The sequence below is a fragment of the Desulfonatronum zhilinae genome (assembly GCF_900182865.1).
GTDB lineage: Bacteria > Desulfobacterota > Desulfovibrionia > Desulfovibrionales > Desulfonatronaceae > Desulfonatronum > Desulfonatronum lacustre.
The window spans coordinates 75652-94586 of the sequence record NZ_FXUJ01000010.1 but is presented as its reverse complement, the minus strand read 5'-3'; the positions used below and the strand labels follow the sequence as shown (position 1 = coordinate 94586).

12 protein-coding genes are annotated in these 18935 nt (G+C 57.2%); 2 read left to right on the top strand and 10 right to left on the bottom strand.

Going from position 1 to position 18935, the window contains the following annotated elements:
* Positions 1-248: 248 nt before the first annotated feature.
* On the bottom strand, positions 249-3125 hold the full coding sequence (locus AC559A_RS09880; protein WP_498817794.1) for a putative bifunctional diguanylate cyclase/phosphodiesterase: 2877 nt from the start codon (positions 3123-3125) through the stop codon (positions 249-251).
* Between the two features lie 59 nt (positions 3126-3184).
* On the opposite strand from AC559A_RS09880, the gene AC559A_RS09875 reads away from it, so the two are divergent.
* Together AC559A_RS09875 and AC559A_RS09870 are read left to right on the top strand one after the other, a co-directional pair.
* Positions 3185-3388 (top strand): hypothetical protein, encoded by a 204-nt coding sequence (locus tag AC559A_RS09875; RefSeq protein WP_498817793.1) that lies wholly within the window; start codon positions 3185-3187, stop codon positions 3386-3388.
* Positions 3389-4043: 655 nt separating this feature from the next.
* Positions 4044-4946, top strand: coding sequence for an ice-binding family protein (locus tag AC559A_RS09870; protein ID WP_498817792.1), 903 nt, complete (start codon positions 4044-4046; stop codon positions 4944-4946).
* A 322-nt stretch (positions 4947-5268) separates the two neighbouring features.
* Here the strand turns inward: AC559A_RS09870 and AC559A_RS09865 are convergent, their stop codons facing one another.
* The 9 genes from AC559A_RS09865 to AC559A_RS09825 form a co-directional block, all read right to left on the bottom strand.
* Complete coding sequence (locus AC559A_RS09865; protein ID WP_498817791.1) at positions 5269-6939, bottom strand: sigma-54-dependent transcriptional regulator; 1671 nt, start codon at positions 6937-6939, stop codon at positions 5269-5271.
* A complete protein-coding gene (locus AC559A_RS09860) occupies positions 6939-8792 on the bottom strand; it encodes a PAS domain-containing protein (RefSeq protein WP_498817823.1) in 1854 nt (617 codons plus the stop codon). The genes AC559A_RS09865 and AC559A_RS09860 overlap by 1 nt, the downstream gene beginning before the upstream one ends.
* Before the next feature lie 938 nt (positions 8793-9730).
* Positions 9731-10390, bottom strand: coding sequence for a response regulator (locus AC559A_RS09855; RefSeq protein WP_498817790.1), 660 nt, complete (start codon positions 10388-10390; stop codon positions 9731-9733).
* A gap of 680 nt (positions 10391-11070) precedes the next feature.
* Complete coding sequence (locus AC559A_RS09850) at positions 11071-12828, bottom strand: PAS domain-containing sensor histidine kinase (RefSeq protein ID WP_498817789.1); 1758 nt, start codon at positions 12826-12828, stop codon at positions 11071-11073.
* Between the two features lie 135 nt (positions 12829-12963).
* Positions 12964-14154 (bottom strand): ABC transporter permease, encoded by a 1191-nt coding sequence (locus AC559A_RS09845; protein WP_498817788.1) that lies wholly within the window; start codon positions 14152-14154, stop codon positions 12964-12966.
* Positions 14151-14846, bottom strand: a complete 696-nt coding sequence (locus AC559A_RS09840; RefSeq protein ID WP_498817787.1) for an ABC transporter ATP-binding protein — start codon at positions 14844-14846, stop codon at positions 14151-14153. Before AC559A_RS09840 ends, AC559A_RS09845 begins: the two co-directional genes overlap by 4 nt.
* A gap of 56 nt (positions 14847-14902) precedes the next feature.
* Positions 14903-15151: an AbrB/MazE/SpoVT family DNA-binding domain-containing protein gene (locus tag AC559A_RS09835; protein ID WP_498817786.1), complete on the bottom strand. Its 249-nt coding sequence runs from the start codon at positions 15149-15151 to the stop codon at positions 14903-14905.
* A gap of 276 nt (positions 15152-15427) precedes the next feature.
* Positions 15428-17173, bottom strand: coding sequence for a PAS domain-containing protein (locus tag AC559A_RS09830; protein ID WP_498817785.1), 1746 nt, complete (start codon positions 17171-17173; stop codon positions 15428-15430).
* A 17-nt stretch (positions 17174-17190) separates the two neighbouring features.
* Positions 17191-18876, bottom strand: a complete 1686-nt coding sequence (locus AC559A_RS09825) for a TolC family protein (protein WP_498817784.1) — start codon at positions 18874-18876, stop codon at positions 17191-17193.
* Positions 18877-18935 lie beyond the last annotated feature (59 nt).

Sequence of the window (18935 nt, the reverse complement as noted above, 5' to 3'; positions counted from 1 at the left end):
CTTTTGTATCTACTCAGCATTTTGTGTGTCCGCTCTTGCTCCGGCAATCGGAGTCGGGGTCGCTATCGGAGTCGGAATCGAAACAGGAGGAATTTAGAACGCATCCCAGCGTTTTCGATCCCGATCCCGATTCCGATTCCGACCCCGGCAACAGAATTACTCTGTGCTGAGTAGTTACAGGGACTCTTCGAAAACTCGTTATGCTCCTATCAAAAACCATCCGGATCCCGCCCGCCGCCCCCGCTTAATCACTGTCCTTTCGCGGCTCTGCCCGCCATGAAATATTCCCCCCGCGACAGTGGCCTTGCATCCCGTGAAAAGGCAGGCCTACGATCTTGTAAATCGCGTTCACGGGCTTGATCCTGGATGCAGCACGCCAGAAATTCGTCCGCGGTTTCATCCGCCATCGGCCTGGAAAACAGGTAGCCTTGAGCATAATCACACCCCATTTCGGCCAGCAGTTTCAACTGGTCTGGAGTTTCCACCCCCTTGGCGGTGACTTCTATTCCCAGGCCATGGGCCAACGTAATGGTGGTCCAGACAATATCCTTGCTCGTGCTATGTTCGCTCAGACTTGTGATCACGGACCTCTCGAGTTTCACATTATCGACGGGCAGCAAGGAAAAGCCCCCTAATTGACGGAACAAGGACTGACCCGTGCCGACGTCGTCAATACTCAATTGAACGTCCTGTTCCTTCAAACGCAGAAGCAGTTCGCCGGTATTCTGGAAATGCGTCATGTCCTTGCTCGGAAAATCCAGCACCAAGCTTCGTTCATCCAGGCTCGAAACTTCAAGCGCGGACTCGATGCAGTGCATAATGCCCGGAAAGGTGATTCGCTTCATGGACAGGTTGACGCAGATGGACAGCAGCGGGTGACCGGCATGTCTGTTTTGCCAGGAGTGCATCCGCGCGCAGGCCTTGTGAAGCACCAGTCGGGTCAGGGGGATGATCTGGCCGTCTTGTTCGACAAGAGAAACGAAATCAGCTGGATATAACAGGCCCCGGCGAGGGTGTTCCCAGCGGATCAGGGCCTCGAAGCCGTTGATCCTCTTGCTGCTGACCTGGAAGATAGGCTGGTAGTGCAAACAGAACTCGCCCCGGTCCATGGCCCCGGGAAGGTCGTGCCGGAGGTCGTCTCGACCGTTGGACAACGGTTGATTGGAGAACCTCTGCAGGTGGATCGAACCTTTTTTCTGGATTTTGGCGTTGTACATGGCCAGATCCGCATCTCGCAACATCTCGGAGGAGGATGCATACCCCGAAGACAGAACCAATCCCGTACTGACGGTGCAGACAAATTCGTGCTGGTCGTTGATCAGTGTCGGGTCGGCCAGTTCCTCCTGAATCCGATGAAGGATGTGCATGGCCTCTTTTTCATCCAGAATATCCTCCAGCAGGATGACGAACTCGTCTCCGCCGAACCTGGATACCGTATCCACTTCGCGCACGCATTTCATGATTTTCCGAGCCACCTCGACAAGCAACGTGTCGCCAGCAACATGGCCGAAGGTGTCATTGATGTGCTTGAAGTTGTCGATATCCAGAAAGGCCAGGGCAAACAACGCATCGTGACTGCGTTTAAGCTGCTGCAGGGCCATCTCGATCCTGTCCATGAACAACGCCTTGTTGGGCAGACCGGTGAGCTGGTCATGAAAGGCCTGATGCAGGAGTTGCCTTTCCATTTTTTTTCGCTCCGTGATGTCCTCGAATACTGCGATGAAGGCGTAATCGCACTCAGCCTGATTCTCGACGGTGTATGCGTCCAGGAGCAGTTGGCGGGGTTCTCCCTGGCCGGACCGGACCTCGAGTTCAAACCTGTCAACCGCCCCGTGTTCACGAATCTCTCGGAAAAGATCGAGATATTGAATGGGAGCAAGACAGTTTTCCTGCCACCATGTCATACCTTGGGCCTGCGTAACCGCTTCGGGCGAAGAGCCCAGGATATCCGCCAACGCTTTATTCACAAAGAAGATGCGTCCATCCGCGGCGATCTTGGCAAGTCCGCGTCCGGACAACTCAAAAATACGCTGGTAATGATCATGGACTTGGCCGGACGCATCCGGTTCGCATGGCTTCAATCGCCTTTCCTGGACCACCAGCAGCCTGACCAGGGTATCACTGCCAAGGGCACCCGGAATGTGAAGCACCGTCAGGGACACCGGCATGGTCGCCCCGCTCAGGGCCACGATTTCCCCGGACGCCGTGCCCCCCTGCTGATCTGGAAACATGGACGCCGTGCTGATGTCGCCATGGAAACGGACCACGGAAGTGAGGGGAAACCGCGTTCCGTTTCCGCCAATTTCAAGGCCCGTCAACGCGGCAAAGGCGGAATTCCAGTGGATCATCTCGTCTTGGCCGTCAATGACGCAAAAGGCCGGGCCATGCTGTTCCAGCAGGACAAAGAGGGCGGCATTCTGGTCGAACACACTATTCCATTGTTCGATGCCTTGCAGCAGCTCGCCGACCCCCTGGGATTCCGCGGAAACGCCCGACCAGTGAAGTCGGCAAAAATTGTGTCGGATACGTCCTTCAAGGACCACGAAAATGCAAACCCGCAACAGGGTATTGAAGGCGTCCAGGGGCAACCCCTCTTGGGGAAATTGCAGCAGCACCGGACTGTGCTGCTTTTCCTGGAATTTGCTGGTGATGTCCTTCAGGAATGGACGTAAACAGGACAGATCCACCTGCAACCCGACCATGTCCACGCTGATGTCGCAGACCTCGTATCCTTGATCCGCGGCCTCGCGACGTTCCTGTTCCAGGCGACTGAACAGCAGGGAGAGGGACAGCTTGCCGTTGCGCAGAAAACCGCCGGAATCAATGAACGTGATCTGATCGGGACGCAGTCCCTGCCCCTCAAGTTCCGTGATCACGCCCCGAAAAGAGGCGTGGCGTGTTGAATCCGGGTCCATGACGCAGAGACACTTGGCCCGTCTTTGGACCATTCCGAGCCAGTGGGCGCGGTTGTTCCTGAGCAGATCATCCGGCCCGCTGTAGAGCATGGCGAGCCGATCCTGGGGACGGATGGACGAGAAGGTTTTTGGGGTATGAAGCATCATGGCCTTGAGTCGCGGTTTGCGGTTCCCTGATGACGGAGGAAGTCCCAGCGTGCCTCTGGGCAAGACCAGCAGCTTCTTGATGCAACCGTCTCCAGGAGGCGCGCCTTGCTTCGGAAAGAACCATGAGTCGTCGTCATTTCTTCAAGATGCATGCCAAGGCATCCGTCGCGACTATTTATTTTTTAATGAGTAATTTAAAACTATTAGGAGAGACTGCCCAACAGGACATGGTCGACGCGGGATTTTTTCCTGGTTCCGCATCCGGCTTTGCAGGATTTCAGATTTTCAGGGAGCGTTCTTATTTTGGCAGGCATGCAGCGGCCTGAGGGGACTCGCACACCATCGGCATCACCCTTGAAAAAGCGAATCCAGATTTTGCAATCATCCGCATATCCTGGATTACTCACTATGCGTTCCGGACTGTTATTTGCTCTGAGATCCCAACGGGATTCTTGAAATTTGTGCCAGCTCTTACTCCGGCAATCGTTGCATATTCCAACTCCCTGAAGGGGATGCGTCGTAGAGCCGGTGGTTTCAACCACCGGTATACAATGCACAACGATTTCAAGTCCTGAAGGGACGACATGTGGCAGTTTCAACTGCTGACGTCGTCCCTTCAGGACTTGATCCGTAATCCACTCCGACCGGTGGTTGTCGATATTCTTTACACTGTTTCTGTTGCTGAAAAACACAAACATTTAGCATGATACAACTTTTTTATTTACGCGCTTGGTCACTGGTGTCAGGAAGTTTTACAATGGATCGTCTGCTGCATTGACAGGTTTCGTTCACCATTGATTCCGATCTGTTGATCAACAAGATAAATTGTTTATTTTCAAGCAACTACTTTTCAAGTTCGCAATTACGGTCATGCCTTGGCCGGGTTATTGCTCAGTACATAGCGTTCCATGTTTCTCTCGTTGTCATGCCAGGGCAACCAAAAGGGAATTCTCATCAACATCAATTGAAAGGAGGTTCGGAATGAAACCCAAATTAGTATTGATCATAGCAATTGCTGCATTCACCGCGCTTTTCTCCCCCTCCCCGGGATTGGCCCTGCCGATACTGGGTGATGATTTGGCGAGCTTTTCGGTGCTGGGCGCCTCGACGGTGACCAATGTCCCCACGAGCACCATCGTCGGAAGTGTGGGTGTCTGGTCGAGTGGAGGGGCGAATGCGATTACGGGTTTTATCTCTGAACCCGGCGTTGCGGTGTCGGACCCGCAGGTGACAAGTGGGAATGTCCACGCGGGCACCGCGCTTGCGGAATTGGCTCAAGGCCAGCTCACCACCGCGATAACCAATCTCGGTTCTCTGGGTACAGGCACCCTCTTGGCTGAGGACCTGGCAGGACTCACACTTTTTCCAGGCGTCTATACCGTTCCCGCGGGAACGACCAATTTGTCCGGGACCCTGACGCTCGACGGCCAGGGCAATGCCAACGCCGCCTGGGTTTTCCAGATGCCGTCAACACTGATCACCTCGCCCAACTCGGTGGTGAACATGATCAATACCGGTTCAAGCGCCGGGCTCTTCTGGAATGTCGGCAGCTCCGCGACCATTGATGTAAACACTACATTTAAGGGAAACATCCTCGCGTACACAAGTATCTCGTTGAACACCGTCTCTACAGTTTTATGCGGTAGAGCCTTAGCGAATAATGGTGCCGTGACGTTGCAGCAGAACAGCCTTTCCGGCTGTTTGAGCGGCGGCCTTGATGTTGACGGCACGGTGGTCACCTTCCTTCCGTACGAGTCAATTGGGAATGGTGGGAATGGCGGAATTCCACCCATTCCAGAACCCTCCACCTGGCTCCTCTTCGCAACCGGACTCCTTTGTCTTATGGGCTTTAGCCGAAAGAAGTTCAGGAGCAAGGCTGAATAAAAATGGGATTGTCCAAAGCCCAAAGCAATAACCGTCGCAGGTTGAATACCCGTGACGGTTATTTTTTTGTAACTACTCAGTACATTTTGTGTCCGATCTTGCTCCGGCAATCGGTGTCGGGGTCGGAATCGGATTCGGAATCGAAATAGGAAGAATTTAGAACGCATCCCAGCGTTTTCGATCCCGATCCCGATCCCGATTCCGATTCCGATTCCGGCAACAGAATTACTCTGTGCTGAGTAGTTACATTTTTTTTTTGGGGGAGGGTGTCAGCGGCCACCACGATCTAACGAAACCTCCGGGATTGCAGAAACTTCTCAGTTCAACGGAATGGAATGGAGTGCTTTTTGAGGAGTTCGTAGAACCTGGCCCTGGAAATGCCGGAAAGGCGCAGGACTTCGGGCAGGTCGTGACCGACACGCCGCATGATTTCATGAATGTATTCCCGTTCCAGGGCACTGACGGTCTGTTCCCGCAGTTCCCGCAGCGTCGGGAGGTCTTTGGCCATCAACGCACTCGCCTTGACGGACTCTGATTCCGAAAAGCCGAGTCCCGGAAGGGTGCGGGAGGAATTCAGGGCGGGCTCAATCACGGAGGCTTCAAGGTCTTCGACGAAAGCGCCCCGCTGCTCTTCCGGTTCGCCCTGCCGCGGGACTTTGGGAATCTGGGGAACCTCGTGAACCGACGAAAACTGGGCCTGGCTGGAGGATTTATGATCCTTGCGCAGGCATGCCTTTTTTGCCTTGATCCGCATCTCCATGGGTAAATGCTGCGGATAGAGGATCGGCTCGTTTCTGGCCGAAACCAGGACGTTCTCCAGGGTGCCGAACAACTCACGGACATTGCCCGGCCAATCGTAGTTCAACAGCGCCTCGGTGAATTCCGGCGACATGCCCTTGGTGGGCAGTCCGTATTGTTCACAGACCGTGTTCATATGGTGGACGGTCAGTTCCTTGATGTCCTCACGCCGGTCGATCAGGGACGGAAGTTGAATATGCATGGATTTCAGGCGAAAGAGGAGGTCCTGACGAAACGTGCCGGCCTGGGTCATGGCCTCCAAATCCTGGTTCGTGGCGCAGACCAGCCGGAAATTGCTCTTGATTTCCCTGTTGTCCCCAACCTTGCGGAAGCGATGTTCCTGGAGGACGCGCAGAAACTTTTTCTGAACAGACAGGGGCAGTTCTCCCACTTCGTCCAGAAACAGGGTTCCGCCATCCGCCTTGATGATCAGCCCTTCCCGAAGCGAATCAGCGCCCGTGAACGCCCCCTTGACGGAACCGAACAACTCGGACTCGACGAGGTTTTCGTGAAGAGTCGCGCAATCCACAATAACAAAGCGCCCCTTTGCTCTGGCGCTGTTCTCGTGAACGGCCCTCGCGAAAAGCTCTTTGCCCGTACCGGTCTCGCCCGTGACAAGCACCGACATGTCGCTCTCCGCGGCCTGGGCCAAGTGATCGAAACATGCCTTGATCCGAGGGCTTCGACCAACAATGCCGTTGACTTTCAGGGCCCTCAGGCCTGTGCATGTCTTTTTCTCACGGTATTGCAAGGCCCGGATCAACGGCAACAGCATCGACTTCAGGGAAGACGGCTTTTGAACATAATCCCATGCGCCGTTGCGGATGGCCAGTTCGGCGCCGTCCGGATCGGACTCGCCGGTAATGATGATCACCTCCGGGGGCTTGCTCCCGCGGTTGATCGTCGGCAACGCCTCCAGGCCGTTGCCGTCGGGCAGGCGGACATCCAGGAAAACCACGTCGAAGTCAAAGAGTTCAAGGAGTTCAAGGCCCTTGCGGATGGTATGCGCGCACTGAACATCATATCCCAATCGAAGGATCTTTTTAGACAGGACGTTGCAGATGATCTTGTCGTCATCAATGATCAGGACAAGAGTCCTTTTCCCCTCCCCGAACCGACCAGGATCATCCGAATGAAAAGGTTCCGGCATGGCGTCCTGATTGCCAGCCCGGGGGGAATCAACCTGGCTATCCATCAGGATATCCCTGGGGAAAGCGTCGGGGGAATGCATCGAGGAAGGTAGACATGGACCGTCGTGCCCCGACCTTGACGGCTGTCCAGGACAACGCCACCGCCCAGTTTCTGCGAGACGGCGTGAACGATGGGCAGCCCCATGCCCGTGCCTCCCGCGCTTTTCCTGGTGGTAAAGAGCGGTTCAAAGACCTGGTCGCGTATTTCCTCAGGGATGCCTCGGCCGTTGTCCCTGACCGCAAGGTGCAGGTATTCACCCTCGGGAAGCTGATTGTCGTAAACAGCCAGGGGGCCTTCAAGTATTGCCTCGGCCAGGGTCACTTTGATTGCGCCCTGACCGTCCATGGCCTGGGCTGCGTTGGTGCAGAGGTTCATGAGGATCTGATGCATATGCGTGGATTCGGCGACGAGCTGCCAAGTGGTCGGCTGTAATTTCTGGACGATGCGCACGCCTTTGGGCAACAACCCGCGAGTGACGGCAATGGCGCTCTGAACAAGATCAAGGCCGGCCGATGGAAGAACAGTCGGGGAACCCTGGCGCTTGAAAGTCAAAATCTGACTGACAAGTTTTTTGGCGTCTTCAGCGTATCCCAGGGCCAGCTCCAGATCCGTGCGCACGGGGTCGCCATCCTCAAGCTGCTCCGCGGCCAGTTCAATGGAGCCGATGATCCCTCCGAGAATGTTGTTGAAATCATGCGCGGTCCCCCCGGCCGCGATCCCGATGGCCTCCAGCTTCTCGACATTGCGGATGCGTCGCTCCAAACGCACCTCATGCGTCACGTCGCACAGGATGGCGACGTAATTGGTGATCGCCCCATCCGGGCCCTTCAGGGGGGAAATCTGTGCCCTGGTGTCGCGGCGCGAACCGTCCTTGCACCGCACGACAAAACTCCCATGCCAGATGCCTTTGTCGAGCATCAGTTTTTCCATTTTGTCTTTTTCCGGCAGGCAGGCGTGCTGGAAAAAGGGCAACAGGTTCATCTTTCCCGAGAGAACCTGTCGTCGGTCCAATCCGGTCATTTTCAAGAACGCTGGATTGACGTAGCTGATCCCCCAGTTGGTGTCCGTGAGCACGACACTCTCGGGCACGCGTTCGATGATCGAGGCCGTGCGCAACAGTTCGTCCTGAGCGGCGATCTTCTCACGGGCATGGGTGTCCCTGGTCCGGAACCGCGCCTTGTCGCCGACCTGCTGATGGGGGTTGTGAATAACGTAGACTGCTCCAACGGTGGTGTTGCTGGAGTCGTTGAACGGCGATACCGTGATCTGGAAAAATCCCCCCAGACGTTCAGAATGGATTGTCTGCTGAAGAACGTTTTTCTTCGCGGAGGAAGGATATTCTTGTTCAGAGGATAAACGAGGCAGGTAAAAATCAAAGAGTTCGTCACACTTTTTGCCGATCAATGCGCTTGGATGCATATTGAAATGCCGTGCAAAAGACATATTGACTCGTTTGATGACATTCTTCCTGTCCACAACGCATATTAAGTCATGGACTGAATCAATAGTATGCTCCAGCTCTTTCTTTGCGCTGAAAACAGCATCATTAACGCCCATGCTGTTTTCCGCGATTTTTGAAAATACCGTAAATGCACCGGTAAATTCTTGAATATTTCGTGGGAACGGAAAGACGGACACGCCAAGATGAACGAAAGCGCCATTCTTTATCGGAAGCTGGATGTCAAAAGAGATATTTTTTCCGTTTCCGAGCAAGAGCATCTGGTGATGGATCAAATTACGCTGATGTTGCGGAACAAGAGCATCGAGCCTTACCCCGAGGACATCGAATGACGTAAAACCTGTCAACTGATAAAATGTATTGTTGGCATAGGAAATCCTTCGTTGGGCATCAAGCATTACCAAAGGGACATTGATCCACTCCACAAGCGTCTTGAAGAACTGCTCACCTCCGTTTGGGTTCACGAATGCGGGAGGGCATGACGATCCCCTCCCAAGGACTCCAGCCAAAGGCAGCGAAGAGTGATAATTCATGATCGATGTCTCCGTGGGTCTTCGATGCTACCGATGTCGGCGATGGATTCGTGGCGGCGACGAAACAGGGAAATCCGGCCCTTCCCCCGTGATCGCGCGGCACTCCTCAGTCTCGGATTATAGAAGAAAAGTAACTACTCAGTTCATCCGAGTAATGCGGCCTGGATACCCGCCTTCGCGGGTATGACTGATTCGGAGGCGGCATGGCAAAACAAGTCATTCCCGCGCAGGCGGGAATCCAGTGCCGGGATGAGGCATTGCCCTCGATGTGCTGATATAGTTACGAAGAAAATTACATATTACGGACCGAAATATCCTCTTCAGATAGCCTCGTCTGTAGGGGAATCTCTTATTTATGCGGGAAATAATCTCTGGTGGAGGCGAGAATATTTCCCGGAAGAGGCGAAAAAGGTGTATCTACTCAGCACATTTTGTGTCCGCTTTTGCTCCGACAATCGGGGTCGGCATCAGAATTACTCTGTGCTGAGTAGTTACAAAAAAAATCTGTAACTACTCAGCTCATCCGAGTAAAAGCGGCCTGGATACCCGCCTTCGCGGGTATGACTGACTTGGAGACGGCATTGAAAAACACGTCATTCCCGCGAAGGCGGGAATCCAGCGTCGGAATGAGGCTCTACCCAGGATGTACTGAATAGTTACAAAAATCTCATGGAGAAGAAGAAAATCCCCCGGGAGAAGACAGGAATTTCTCCCGGGAGACACAGAGGAGGGTGTTTGATGCGTTGATCGAAGGGGCGTTGGGGGAATGCTTGCTTAGGCGTGAAACGAATCTGCCCTGGGGCTCAATCCTTCCACTGGTCCACATCAATCAGGCCGATCCTGACCGCGTAGCGGATCAGGTCCATGGGCCGCTGGAGTTCGAGCTTGCGCATGATGTTGGTGCGGTGGTTCTCCACGGTTTTCGGGCTGAGAAAAAGCCGCTTCGCGATTACCTTGGTCGAGTGCCCTTCCGCCAGCAGCCGAAAGATCTCCTGCTCGCGGGGGGTCAGGCTCCCGTACTCGCCGTTGGTGCCGGACGACCGCCCGTCAGGATGATTCACGATTCCCAGGACCACCTCACGGGAAACCGAACTGTCCAGAAAAAACTCGCCGTTGGCCACGACTTCCAGGGCCTTCAGCAACCCTTCTCCGGCGGATTCCTTGACCACATATCCCAGGGCCCCGGCCTGGAAGGCCTCGCTGATGTAGTCCATTCTGGAATGCATGCTGACGACCAGGATATGCGTCTCGGGCAGGACGCTTTTCAGGCTCCGGACCAGATCAATGCCGCTCTCCCCGGGCAGGGATATGTCCACCAGGGCAAGATCGGGTCGCAACGACTTGGCCTGTCGAAGTCCCTCCTCCGCGTCACCGGCTTCTCCCGCCATCTCGAATGTCGGGCTTCGAAGGATTATGGCCTTGAGGCCCTCCCTGTAGAGCGGGTGGTCATCAACAATCAACACTGTCTTTTTCGGAATCATACCGGTTCCTTGTTCGACTTTGCTTCCCAAATGGTAACTACTCAGCACAGAGTAATTCTGTTGCCGGGGTCGGAATCGGAATCGGGATCGGGATCGAAAACGCTGGGATGCGTTCTAAATTCTTCCTGTTTCGATTCCGAATCCGATAGCGAAGCGCCGACCCCGACACCGATTGCCGGAGCAAGATCGGACACAAAATGTACTGAGTAGTTACCCCAAATGACAGCTTGGGCCGCCCTTTCAGGGCTCTTTTGTTTTCTCATCGCCATCCTCATCGCCATCCCGGGGCGTTGCCCCGGGCTATCGTATGCCGACCCTTTGGGGCTTCAAGCTAGCCCTGAAAGGGCGAAATAGTCAGCCCAGGGCAACGCCCTGGAGAAACGTCCCCCAACAACCATTCAGCCCTGAAGGAGCGGCCTCAAAGGGTGAAACGCTTCCAAAGAAATCATGACGCTCCCCTTGGCACATCAGTAAATATTGTAACTATTCAGCACCGAGTAGTGCCGTTGCCGGTGTCGGTGTCGGTATCGGAATCGGGATCGAAAAGGGTGGGGCTCGTTCAATTATTCTCCGTTCCGATGCCGATACCGATAGCGACCCCGACCCCGATTGCCGGAGTAAGAGCGGGTAAGATGTGCTGAGTAGATACTAAATATTTAACCTCAAACAGTATAAATTGAAGTCGGTATCGAAATCGAAATCAAAAAAACAAGTGCGTCACCGAAGACGGCTTTAGCAATTTCTACACCATTTCGATTTCGACCACGCCCCGCGCTCTTTACGTCATGTGATGGAACACTGTTATCAGAGGGGAGTTCGACCAGAATTCTCGTTCCTTGCCCTATGCGCGACTGGATGCGCATCGTTCCCCCGAGCAGGGTGGCCCGTTCCAGCATGCTGCGCATGCCCATGCGCTTTTCCAAGATCGCGCTCGCCAGCCGTTGCACCGGATCAAAGCCGAGGCCGTCGTCTTCGATCCGCAGGATGATGCCTGAAAAGGACTTCACCACTTTCACGGTAACCCGATGGGCATGGGCATGCCTCTGGATATTGCGCAGGCCCTCCTGAATCAGACGGTACAGATTGATGTCCATGTCCCCGCCCAGGGCCAGGTCTTCAAGGCCCGCAAGGCTCAGATCCACGTCAATGCCGGTTTTTTCCCTGAACTCGCTAACGTGCTGCTTAATGGTCTGCGCAAATCCGAACTGCTCCAGCCCCAAAGGGTGCTGTTCATAGGCCATATCCCGGATACCCGAGATGGCCTTGCCAATTTGACTGGAAAAGCCCGCGATCCTGTCCAGAATTTCCGGACAGAGGTCAGGATAACTCTGGCCCAGTTCGTCCAGGCCGATTTTCACGGTCACAAGATCCTGCCCCACACCATCATGCAGTTCACGGGAAACCATCCTCCGCTCGTCCTCATGGCCCAGGATGAGCTGCCTCGATAACTCTCGCTGGGCCTCCTCAGCCTGCTTGCGGGCCGAAATGTCCTGAACCTGTGCCATGTAGCCGATCACGGCGCGGCGCGGCTTCGAACCTAACGGGGTAATCTGCACATCCAGATACAATGTTCCGGTCTTTGTTGTTCCATACGCTTCACGGGCCGCGGGGTTCTGACAATCAAAGGACACCACCTCGCTGACCTTGCCACCTTTCAGCAACCTTCGCCTTGCTTTTCTGCTCAGAAATGGATCGTCGAAAAGCGCTATGCCTTTGATTGGACTCTCATCATGTATTCCGTAAATTTTCTGGAAGGCCTTGTTCATCGACCGCATAATACCCAGTTCGTTATACACCGCAATGCCGATGGGCGATGCATAAAAAACGCTATCAAACTGCTCTTCTTTCGCCTGGACCAACATCTCGTTGGCTCGCTTGCGATCGGAAATATCCTTGATGACAACCCGACACACCGGAGTACCGTCGAGGTCCCGCGCCGCGGTGGCGGTCAGGTCCGCCCAGATGTGGCTGCCGTCCGATCCGACCAGCCGGAGCTCGCATTTCTGAAGTTCGCCCGTCCCAAAGAGTTTTTTGCGAAACAGGTAGTAGATGTCCTGGTCTTTCTTGTAAATGAAGCGGGAGATCGGCTGCATGAGCAGGGCGCTTCGTTCCGTAGCCAGCAGGACCGAGGCGGCGAGATTGGCCTCCAGGATCAGTCCCGGCTCGGAGAGGGTGACGTAACCCACCGGGGCCAGGTCATAAAGCTCGAAATAGCGCGCCCGGCTTTGCTCCAGGGCTGCCTGGGCGTGGCGAAGCTCCTCGTTCTGCAGTTCCAGCTCGATCTGATGGACCTGGTACTCGTGGATCAGAGCCTTGATTTCTTTCACGGACAGATTTTCAATCGGCCATGGTGTTTTGGCCAATCGTGCTTCAGCCTGCTTTCGCAAAAGCTGCTTTTTAGCTCCAAAATCAGGATCCATGAGAACACTCCTTCCCAAATCCTTACTTTTGATGGGTCTTCAATGTTCGACGTGGGGAGCCATGATTCACGGCATCCAGGGTCATTCGGGCACCGTGGGTCGCGTTCACGGTGCAAAAAGAAAAAATCTGGATCTTCACTCGGCCCGCAGGGCCTGGATCGGGTTGAGAGCGGCAGCCTGGCGGGCCGGGTAGTAGCCGAAGAAAATGCCCACGGCCGCGGAGACACCGACGCCCAGGAGCAGGGCTCCGTGGACCAGCTCGAACCGCCAGCCGGAGTAATGGGCGATGCCGTAGGAGGCTCCCACGCCGATGAGGATGCCCAGAATCCCGCCCACCAGGGAGAGCAGCACGGACTCGATCAGGAATTGCCATTGGATGTCCCGTTTCTGCGCACCCAGGGCCCGACGGATGCCGATCTCCCGGCGGCGTTCGCTGACCGAGACCAGCATCACGTTCATCACCCCCACTCCGCCCACGACCAGGGAGATGCTGCCGATGGCCCCCAGGAGCAGGGTGAACATCCGGGACTGGCGCTCCATGTGCTCAATGATCTGTTCCGGGCTGGTCACCCGGATCTGCTTGGGCCGGGACAGGCCTGCAAAATAGGCCTGCACTTCCGCGGTGGCTTGGCTGGCCGCGACGCCCGGCTCCAGCCGGGCCATGATCGTGCGGATGGCGTTTTGGGGCGAGACGCGCAGGACCGTGGTGATGGGCAGCATCAGCCCTTCGCTGGCCTCGTAGGGCCGCATGGCGCCCATGGCCGCGGGGCGCAGGATCCCGGCCACGGTCAACTTGCGGTTGTCGAAATAAACGTGCTCCCCCACCCCCACGGCCATGCCCTGGCCCAGCAACCGCTGGGCCAGGTTGCCGCCCAGCACGGAATGGGACATCAGCACGTCCAGGTCCGAGATGAACCGGCCCTGCTCCAGCTCCAGCTTGTTCATGTCCAAAAAGGATTCAGTCACGCCCAGCAGCGGAATGGAAATTCGCTGGCCTTCCCGACGCAGTTCGCCAAAGGCCGAGGCGTACGGGGCCACGGAACGGATCGTCGCCAACCGCTCCGGCAAGGCCAGGGCCTCTTCCAGACTGAAGCCGGTCGGCGCGCCGCCCCGCTCTCCCCGCCCCTGCTCCATCTGGATGGAGATGATGTCCGTGCCCATTTCCATGAACTGGCGCAGGGTTTCGCGCTGGGCCAGGGCCCCGGTGGAGACCAGGGCGATCACCGAACCGATGCCGATGACAATGCCCAGCAGGGCCAGAATGGAGCGCTGCTTGGCAGCGATCAGGGACCGGGAGGCCTCCCGGAGGTTGGCCTTGATCATCATGGCGTGGTCCTTGCCTGGGAGTTGTCCGCGATCATCCCGTCCTTCATCCGGACCACCCGTCGGCACTGGGCCGCGATATGCGGATCGTGGGTGATCAGGATGGTGGTAATTTTCTGGGTGGTGTTGAGTTCCAGAAACAGGTTCATGATGTCCTGGCCCACCTGGGTGTCCAGGGCCCCGGTGGGTTCGTCGGCCAGGATGATGGACGGCGATCCGGCCAGGGCACGGGCAATGGCCACCCGCTGCTGCTGGCCGCCGGACAATTCCGTGGGCTTGTGCCCAGCCCGCTCAGCCATGCCCACCCGCTCCAGCATTTCCCGGGCGATCCGCCGCTGCTCCCGCTCCCCCATGCCCCGGTAGATCAAGGGCAGGCAGACGTTTTCCAGGGCAGTAAGTCGGCCCAGCAGGTTGAATTGCTGAAAGACAAAGCCGATCTTCTGATTGCGGATAGTGGACAACTCCCGGTCCGACAAGGACGAGGTTTCCCGGCCCTCCATCAGATAGCGGCCCGAGGTCGGCTGATCCAGGAACCCGATCACGTTCATCAACGTGGACTTGCCGCACCCGGACGTCCCCATGATGGACACCAGCTCCCCGGCCCCCACCTCCAAATCCACCCCCTTGAGCACCTCCACCTGCACCGGTCCCAAAGTAAAAGACTTGCGAATATTTTCCAGCTTGAACAGGGACATGGTTACCACTTGGTTTGAGGAAAGTCGCTCATCCGTACGCAAGTAAACGTGGACACCTACCAGACCTCCTTCCCCTCCGCCTTTCCCCAATCCATTTCCAATGGTTGGGAATCTTTCGGGATACGGGCCACCAGATCTTCCAATCGGTATTTTCCGCGTTTGGTCCGTGAAGGCGCGATGACGATAAGACCGCCTTGCACAGCCACCGAGACTTGATCCCCCACTTGGATACCAACATCCGCGAGCACGTCGCGAGGCAGTTGCAGGCCCTGAGCATTTCCCCATTTTTGCACTGTTGTAAGCATGGTTGCCTCCTGGGGCTATAAAAAAATGGTATCTACTCAGCACATTTTGTGTCCGATCTTGCTCCGGCAATCGGAGTCGGGGTCGCTATCGGAATCGGAATCGAAACAGGAAGAATTTAGAACGCACCCCAGCGTTTTCGATCCCGATCCCGATTCCGATTCCGACCCCGGCAACAGAATTCCTCTGTGCTGAGTAGTTACAAAAAATGTACATCCTGCGCATATCCATGTCAGCGTTCAGACGTCAATAACTTCTTCCGCGGAGGAGAGATCGTCTCACCACTCCACCAACCGTTCTTCAACATGCAGCCCGGAGAGAATTTCCACCGCGTTCAGCGTGGTCATCCCGGTCTGGACTTCGCGTTCTTCGATCTGGTCGTTGTCCAGGAGAACCCGGACCAGCGACTGGCCGCGCTGGGGGCGGACGAGGTGCAGGGGCAGGAGCAGGGCCGAGGGGTTGTCGTGGACCAGGACCTCCAGGTCCGCACTCATGCCCACGCGGATCACCTCTTCGGCCTCCGGGCTCAGTTCCGGAATGGTGATCTGGACGTCGAAGGTCGGGGCCTGGTGCCCGGTGCCGCCGGTGGCCTGGGCCGAGATATGGGCCACCAGGCCGGACAGGGTCAGGCCGGGAAAGGCGTCGCCACGAGCCGTGACCTTCTGGCCCGGGACGAGCTTGCCGATGTCCACCTCATCCACCTTGGTCAGCACCCGCAGCCCGCTCAGATCACCCAGGGCCAGCAGGGCGGACCCGGCCGTGACCCGCCCTCCCCGGTCCAGGGAGGTCTTCTTGTCCTCCTCCACCGTGGGCCGGACCACCACGCCGGAGGCCGGAGCCAGCACCCGGGCCTGGGCCGTCTGGCTCTCCAACTCCGCAAGGCGCAGCTCGGCGTTGTCCAGCTCCATGCGGGCGATCATCACGTTGTCCGGGTTGCCCTTGTCCCGGGTGGAGGCCAGGTCTTCCTGGCTGGAGATCAGATCCGTGGTCGAGGACTGGAGCTGCTGCTTGGCTGTGTCCAGTTCGTTGGCCGGAATCAGCCCACGGGAATAGAGCAGCTCGCTTTCATCCAGCTTGCGCCGGTCTGTCTCCAGCTTGTTCTCGGCCCGCTCCACGCTGCGCCGCGCACGGGCCATTTCCTGGCCACTGTCCCAGTCGCGCAGTTCGGCGTACTTTTGCGCGGCCTTGATCCGGTTGCCCCGGGCCTCGCGCAGCTTGACCTCCAGTTCGGACACGTCCAGGACCAGCAACAGGTCGCCCTGACGCACTCGCTGGCCGAAAATGAAGTGATTTTCCAGAATCCGGGCGTCAAAGGGCGCGGTGACCACGATCTCCTCCACCGGCTGGAGCCGACCGGACAGGGAAATGGTGGCCGTCAGGGGCTGGGCGCGCACCGTATGGATCTGGCTGGTCGGACCGTCGGAGACCGGGGCCGGGGTGGCCAGGCCGGGCAGGGACTTGAGCGGGGAGAAGCCCTGGAAATGAACGACTCCCAGGCCGACGAAAAAGAGGATCACGCCCAGGGTGGCCAGAATACGCACCACTTGGGCCCGTTTCATGGTCTGGGTCAGGCGGGCGTTGGATTCTTCCAGATCGGTATAGGCCCGGGCCAGCTTGCGGCTGTTTTCCCGCTCCTGCTCCTGCAGGGTCTTCAGGGCCGTGATGTCTGAAAAGACCAGGATCACGCCACGGGCCTGGTCGTCCTCCTCGCCGCGCAGATAGGACGAGGTCAGGGACAGGGTGGCCCGCGCCCCGCCGGGACGGATGAAGTCCACGGTCTCCTGCCGACCCACGGCCTTTTCAAAAACCGCGTCCAGCACCACCTGGTTGAACTCGTCGTTGGCCTCGTCCATGCTCAGAAAGACTTCGGCAAAGGTCCGCCCGCGCACCCGGTCCCGGTCCAGGCGCAGAATCTCCGCGGCAGCCGGGTTGAACAGGGTGACCCGGCCTTGAAAATCCAGGGCCATCACCCCGTCGCGCATGTTTTCCAGGATATTTTGATGCAAATGGTCCGCGGGGTTCATGACGGATCCTTTTCAGGTTAGCGGTCCAGCAACCAGACGTTGCCGCCAAGATACTGTTCTTCCAGGTCGGCGCGCTCCGCGACAAAGGCGATGCCCCAGGTATCCAGGGTCGTGGCCAGGAGGGCGTCCAGTTCGGTCAGGGAATTCTGGTAGTTGAGGATGGAATCGTTGAAACTGTTGCGGGCGTTGCGCAGCCGGTCCTGCTCGGTGATGAAGTTGGTGTTGGACATCTGTCCCAACTGGTATCTCAGTTCACTGAATTGGTAGGTCTGTTCGGACAGCTCATAGGTCCGCCGGGCCAACTCGACCTGCTTCAGGCGGGATTCCACGTCCAGCACCCGCTGGCGCACAGAATTTTCCAGGTTTTCCCGGACCGTGATCAGGGCCATTTCAGCCCGGCGCAGGGCGATGCGCGCTGAAAGCAGGGGCTGCTCCCGATCATACTTGGGATCGCCGTAGATGGGCAAGGGGATTTTCAGAGACACGCCCACCCGCCATTCATCCTGCCGGGAACTCGGGTCCGGGTGGCGGTGGCGCCAGCCGTCGGAGTAGGCCCCTTCCAGGTCCAGGTCCCAACGCCGCTGATTCAGAACGTCGTCCAGGCTCATCCGGGCCAGTTCCAAGGCGTTTTGAGCAGCCAGATAGCCCTGGTCGCGCTCCAGGGCCAGCTCCAGGCAGTCTTCGAAAACCGGGGTTATGGGCTGCAACTCAATGGGCTCGGTCAGGGCGATGGCCGTGCCGCTGTCCAGCTCCAAGCGGCGGACCAAGTTCAACCGGGCGGTATCCAGTCCCTGGCGGGATGTTTCCAGATCCAGTTCCTTTTGGGCCAAGTCAGCCTCAGCCTGCAAGCTTTCACTGGCCGCGCGGCGGCCCGCGGCGATGAGTACCCTGGTATCATCCAGGTGTTTGCGGGCCTTGGCCAGGGCGTCCTCGGCCAGTTCCAACCGCTGTTTGGCCCCCATCATGGCGCGGTATTCCCTGATCACCCCGTTGATGGTGCCTATGAGCGTATCCCGCAGGGCGCGAACGTTGTCTTCCTCCTGCATCGCGGCCCGGACCAGGGATGCCGTATTGTACCTGGTTCCACCGCCCTTGAGCAAGGGCTGACGGAAGCCCACGGACCAGCCGGTCAGCCCGCTCTCCCGGCTCATTGTTTCCCCGTCATGGCTGCGGATTCCGGTGATGGTGTTGTCCCAGGCAAAGGACAGCTCCGCGCCGGTGGGCACCTTCTGAGTCACGCTGGTGGTGAGCCCGGCGTTCACGGTCTCGGTCCGCGACCGTTCCGCTTCCGGACCGTCCGCGACGTATTGCGCGGACGAGCCAGCGATGGAGGCATCCGTCCTGGGCGAAATTTCCAGATTCGGCCAGAACTTGGACAGATCTTTGCCTAACGAAAATTTCTGAAGGATCCGGCCCAGGTAGGCGCTCTCAATCTCTCGGTTCTGGCGCAGGGCCAGATGGATGGCCTCGGTAAGGTTCAGTTCCAGGACTTCGGGCAGGCCGGGCTGATCAGACGACGGCAGGACGTATTGCGTGGACCCGGACGGATTATCCGTCCGGTCTTGGAGTTCGATTTGTGGATCATTTGAGATTTGAAGCTGGGACCGCAACAAGTTCAAACCCAGATTCTGGCCCGTATCCTGCGTTATTTCCTGGGCTTGGCTCAATACGGGCCAAAGTGCAAGGAACAGTATCAGTGGCAAAAACGCCCAATTCGTTTGACGGAAAAAATATGGCATGCACGAGCCTGTCTTCGGTTCTG

Excerpts from the sequence above, each read along its gene's own strand:
- AC559A_RS09860 (WP_498817823.1), bottom strand. The coding sequence starts at position 8,792 with ATGCTTGATGCCCAACGAAGGATTTCCTATGCCAACAATACATTTTAT.
- AC559A_RS09870 (WP_498817792.1), top strand. The coding sequence starts at position 4,044 with ATGAAACCCAAATTAGTATTGATCATAGCAATTGCTGCATTCACCGCG.
- AC559A_RS09845 (WP_498817788.1), bottom strand. The coding sequence starts at position 14,154 with ATGATGATCAAGGCCAACCTCCGGGAGGCCTCCCGGTCCCTGATCGCT.
- AC559A_RS09865 (WP_498817791.1), bottom strand. The coding sequence starts at position 6,939 with ATGGATAGCCAGGTTGATTCCCCCCGGGCTGGCAATCAGGACGCCATG.
- AC559A_RS09850 (WP_498817789.1), bottom strand. The coding sequence starts at position 12,828 with ATGGATCCTGATTTTGGAGCTAAAAAGCAGCTTTTGCGAAAGCAGGCT.
- AC559A_RS09840 (WP_498817787.1), bottom strand. The coding sequence starts at position 14,846 with ATGTCCCTGTTCAAGCTGGAAAATATTCGCAAGTCTTTTACTTTGGGA.
- AC559A_RS09830 (WP_498817785.1), bottom strand. The coding sequence starts at position 17,173 with ATGAACCCCGCGGACCATTTGCATCAAAATATCCTGGAAAACATGCGC.
- AC559A_RS09875 (WP_498817793.1), top strand. The coding sequence starts at position 3,185 with ATGAGTCGTCGTCATTTCTTCAAGATGCATGCCAAGGCATCCGTCGCG.
- AC559A_RS09835 (WP_498817786.1), bottom strand. The coding sequence starts at position 15,151 with ATGCTTACAACAGTGCAAAAATGGGGAAATGCTCAGGGCCTGCAACTG.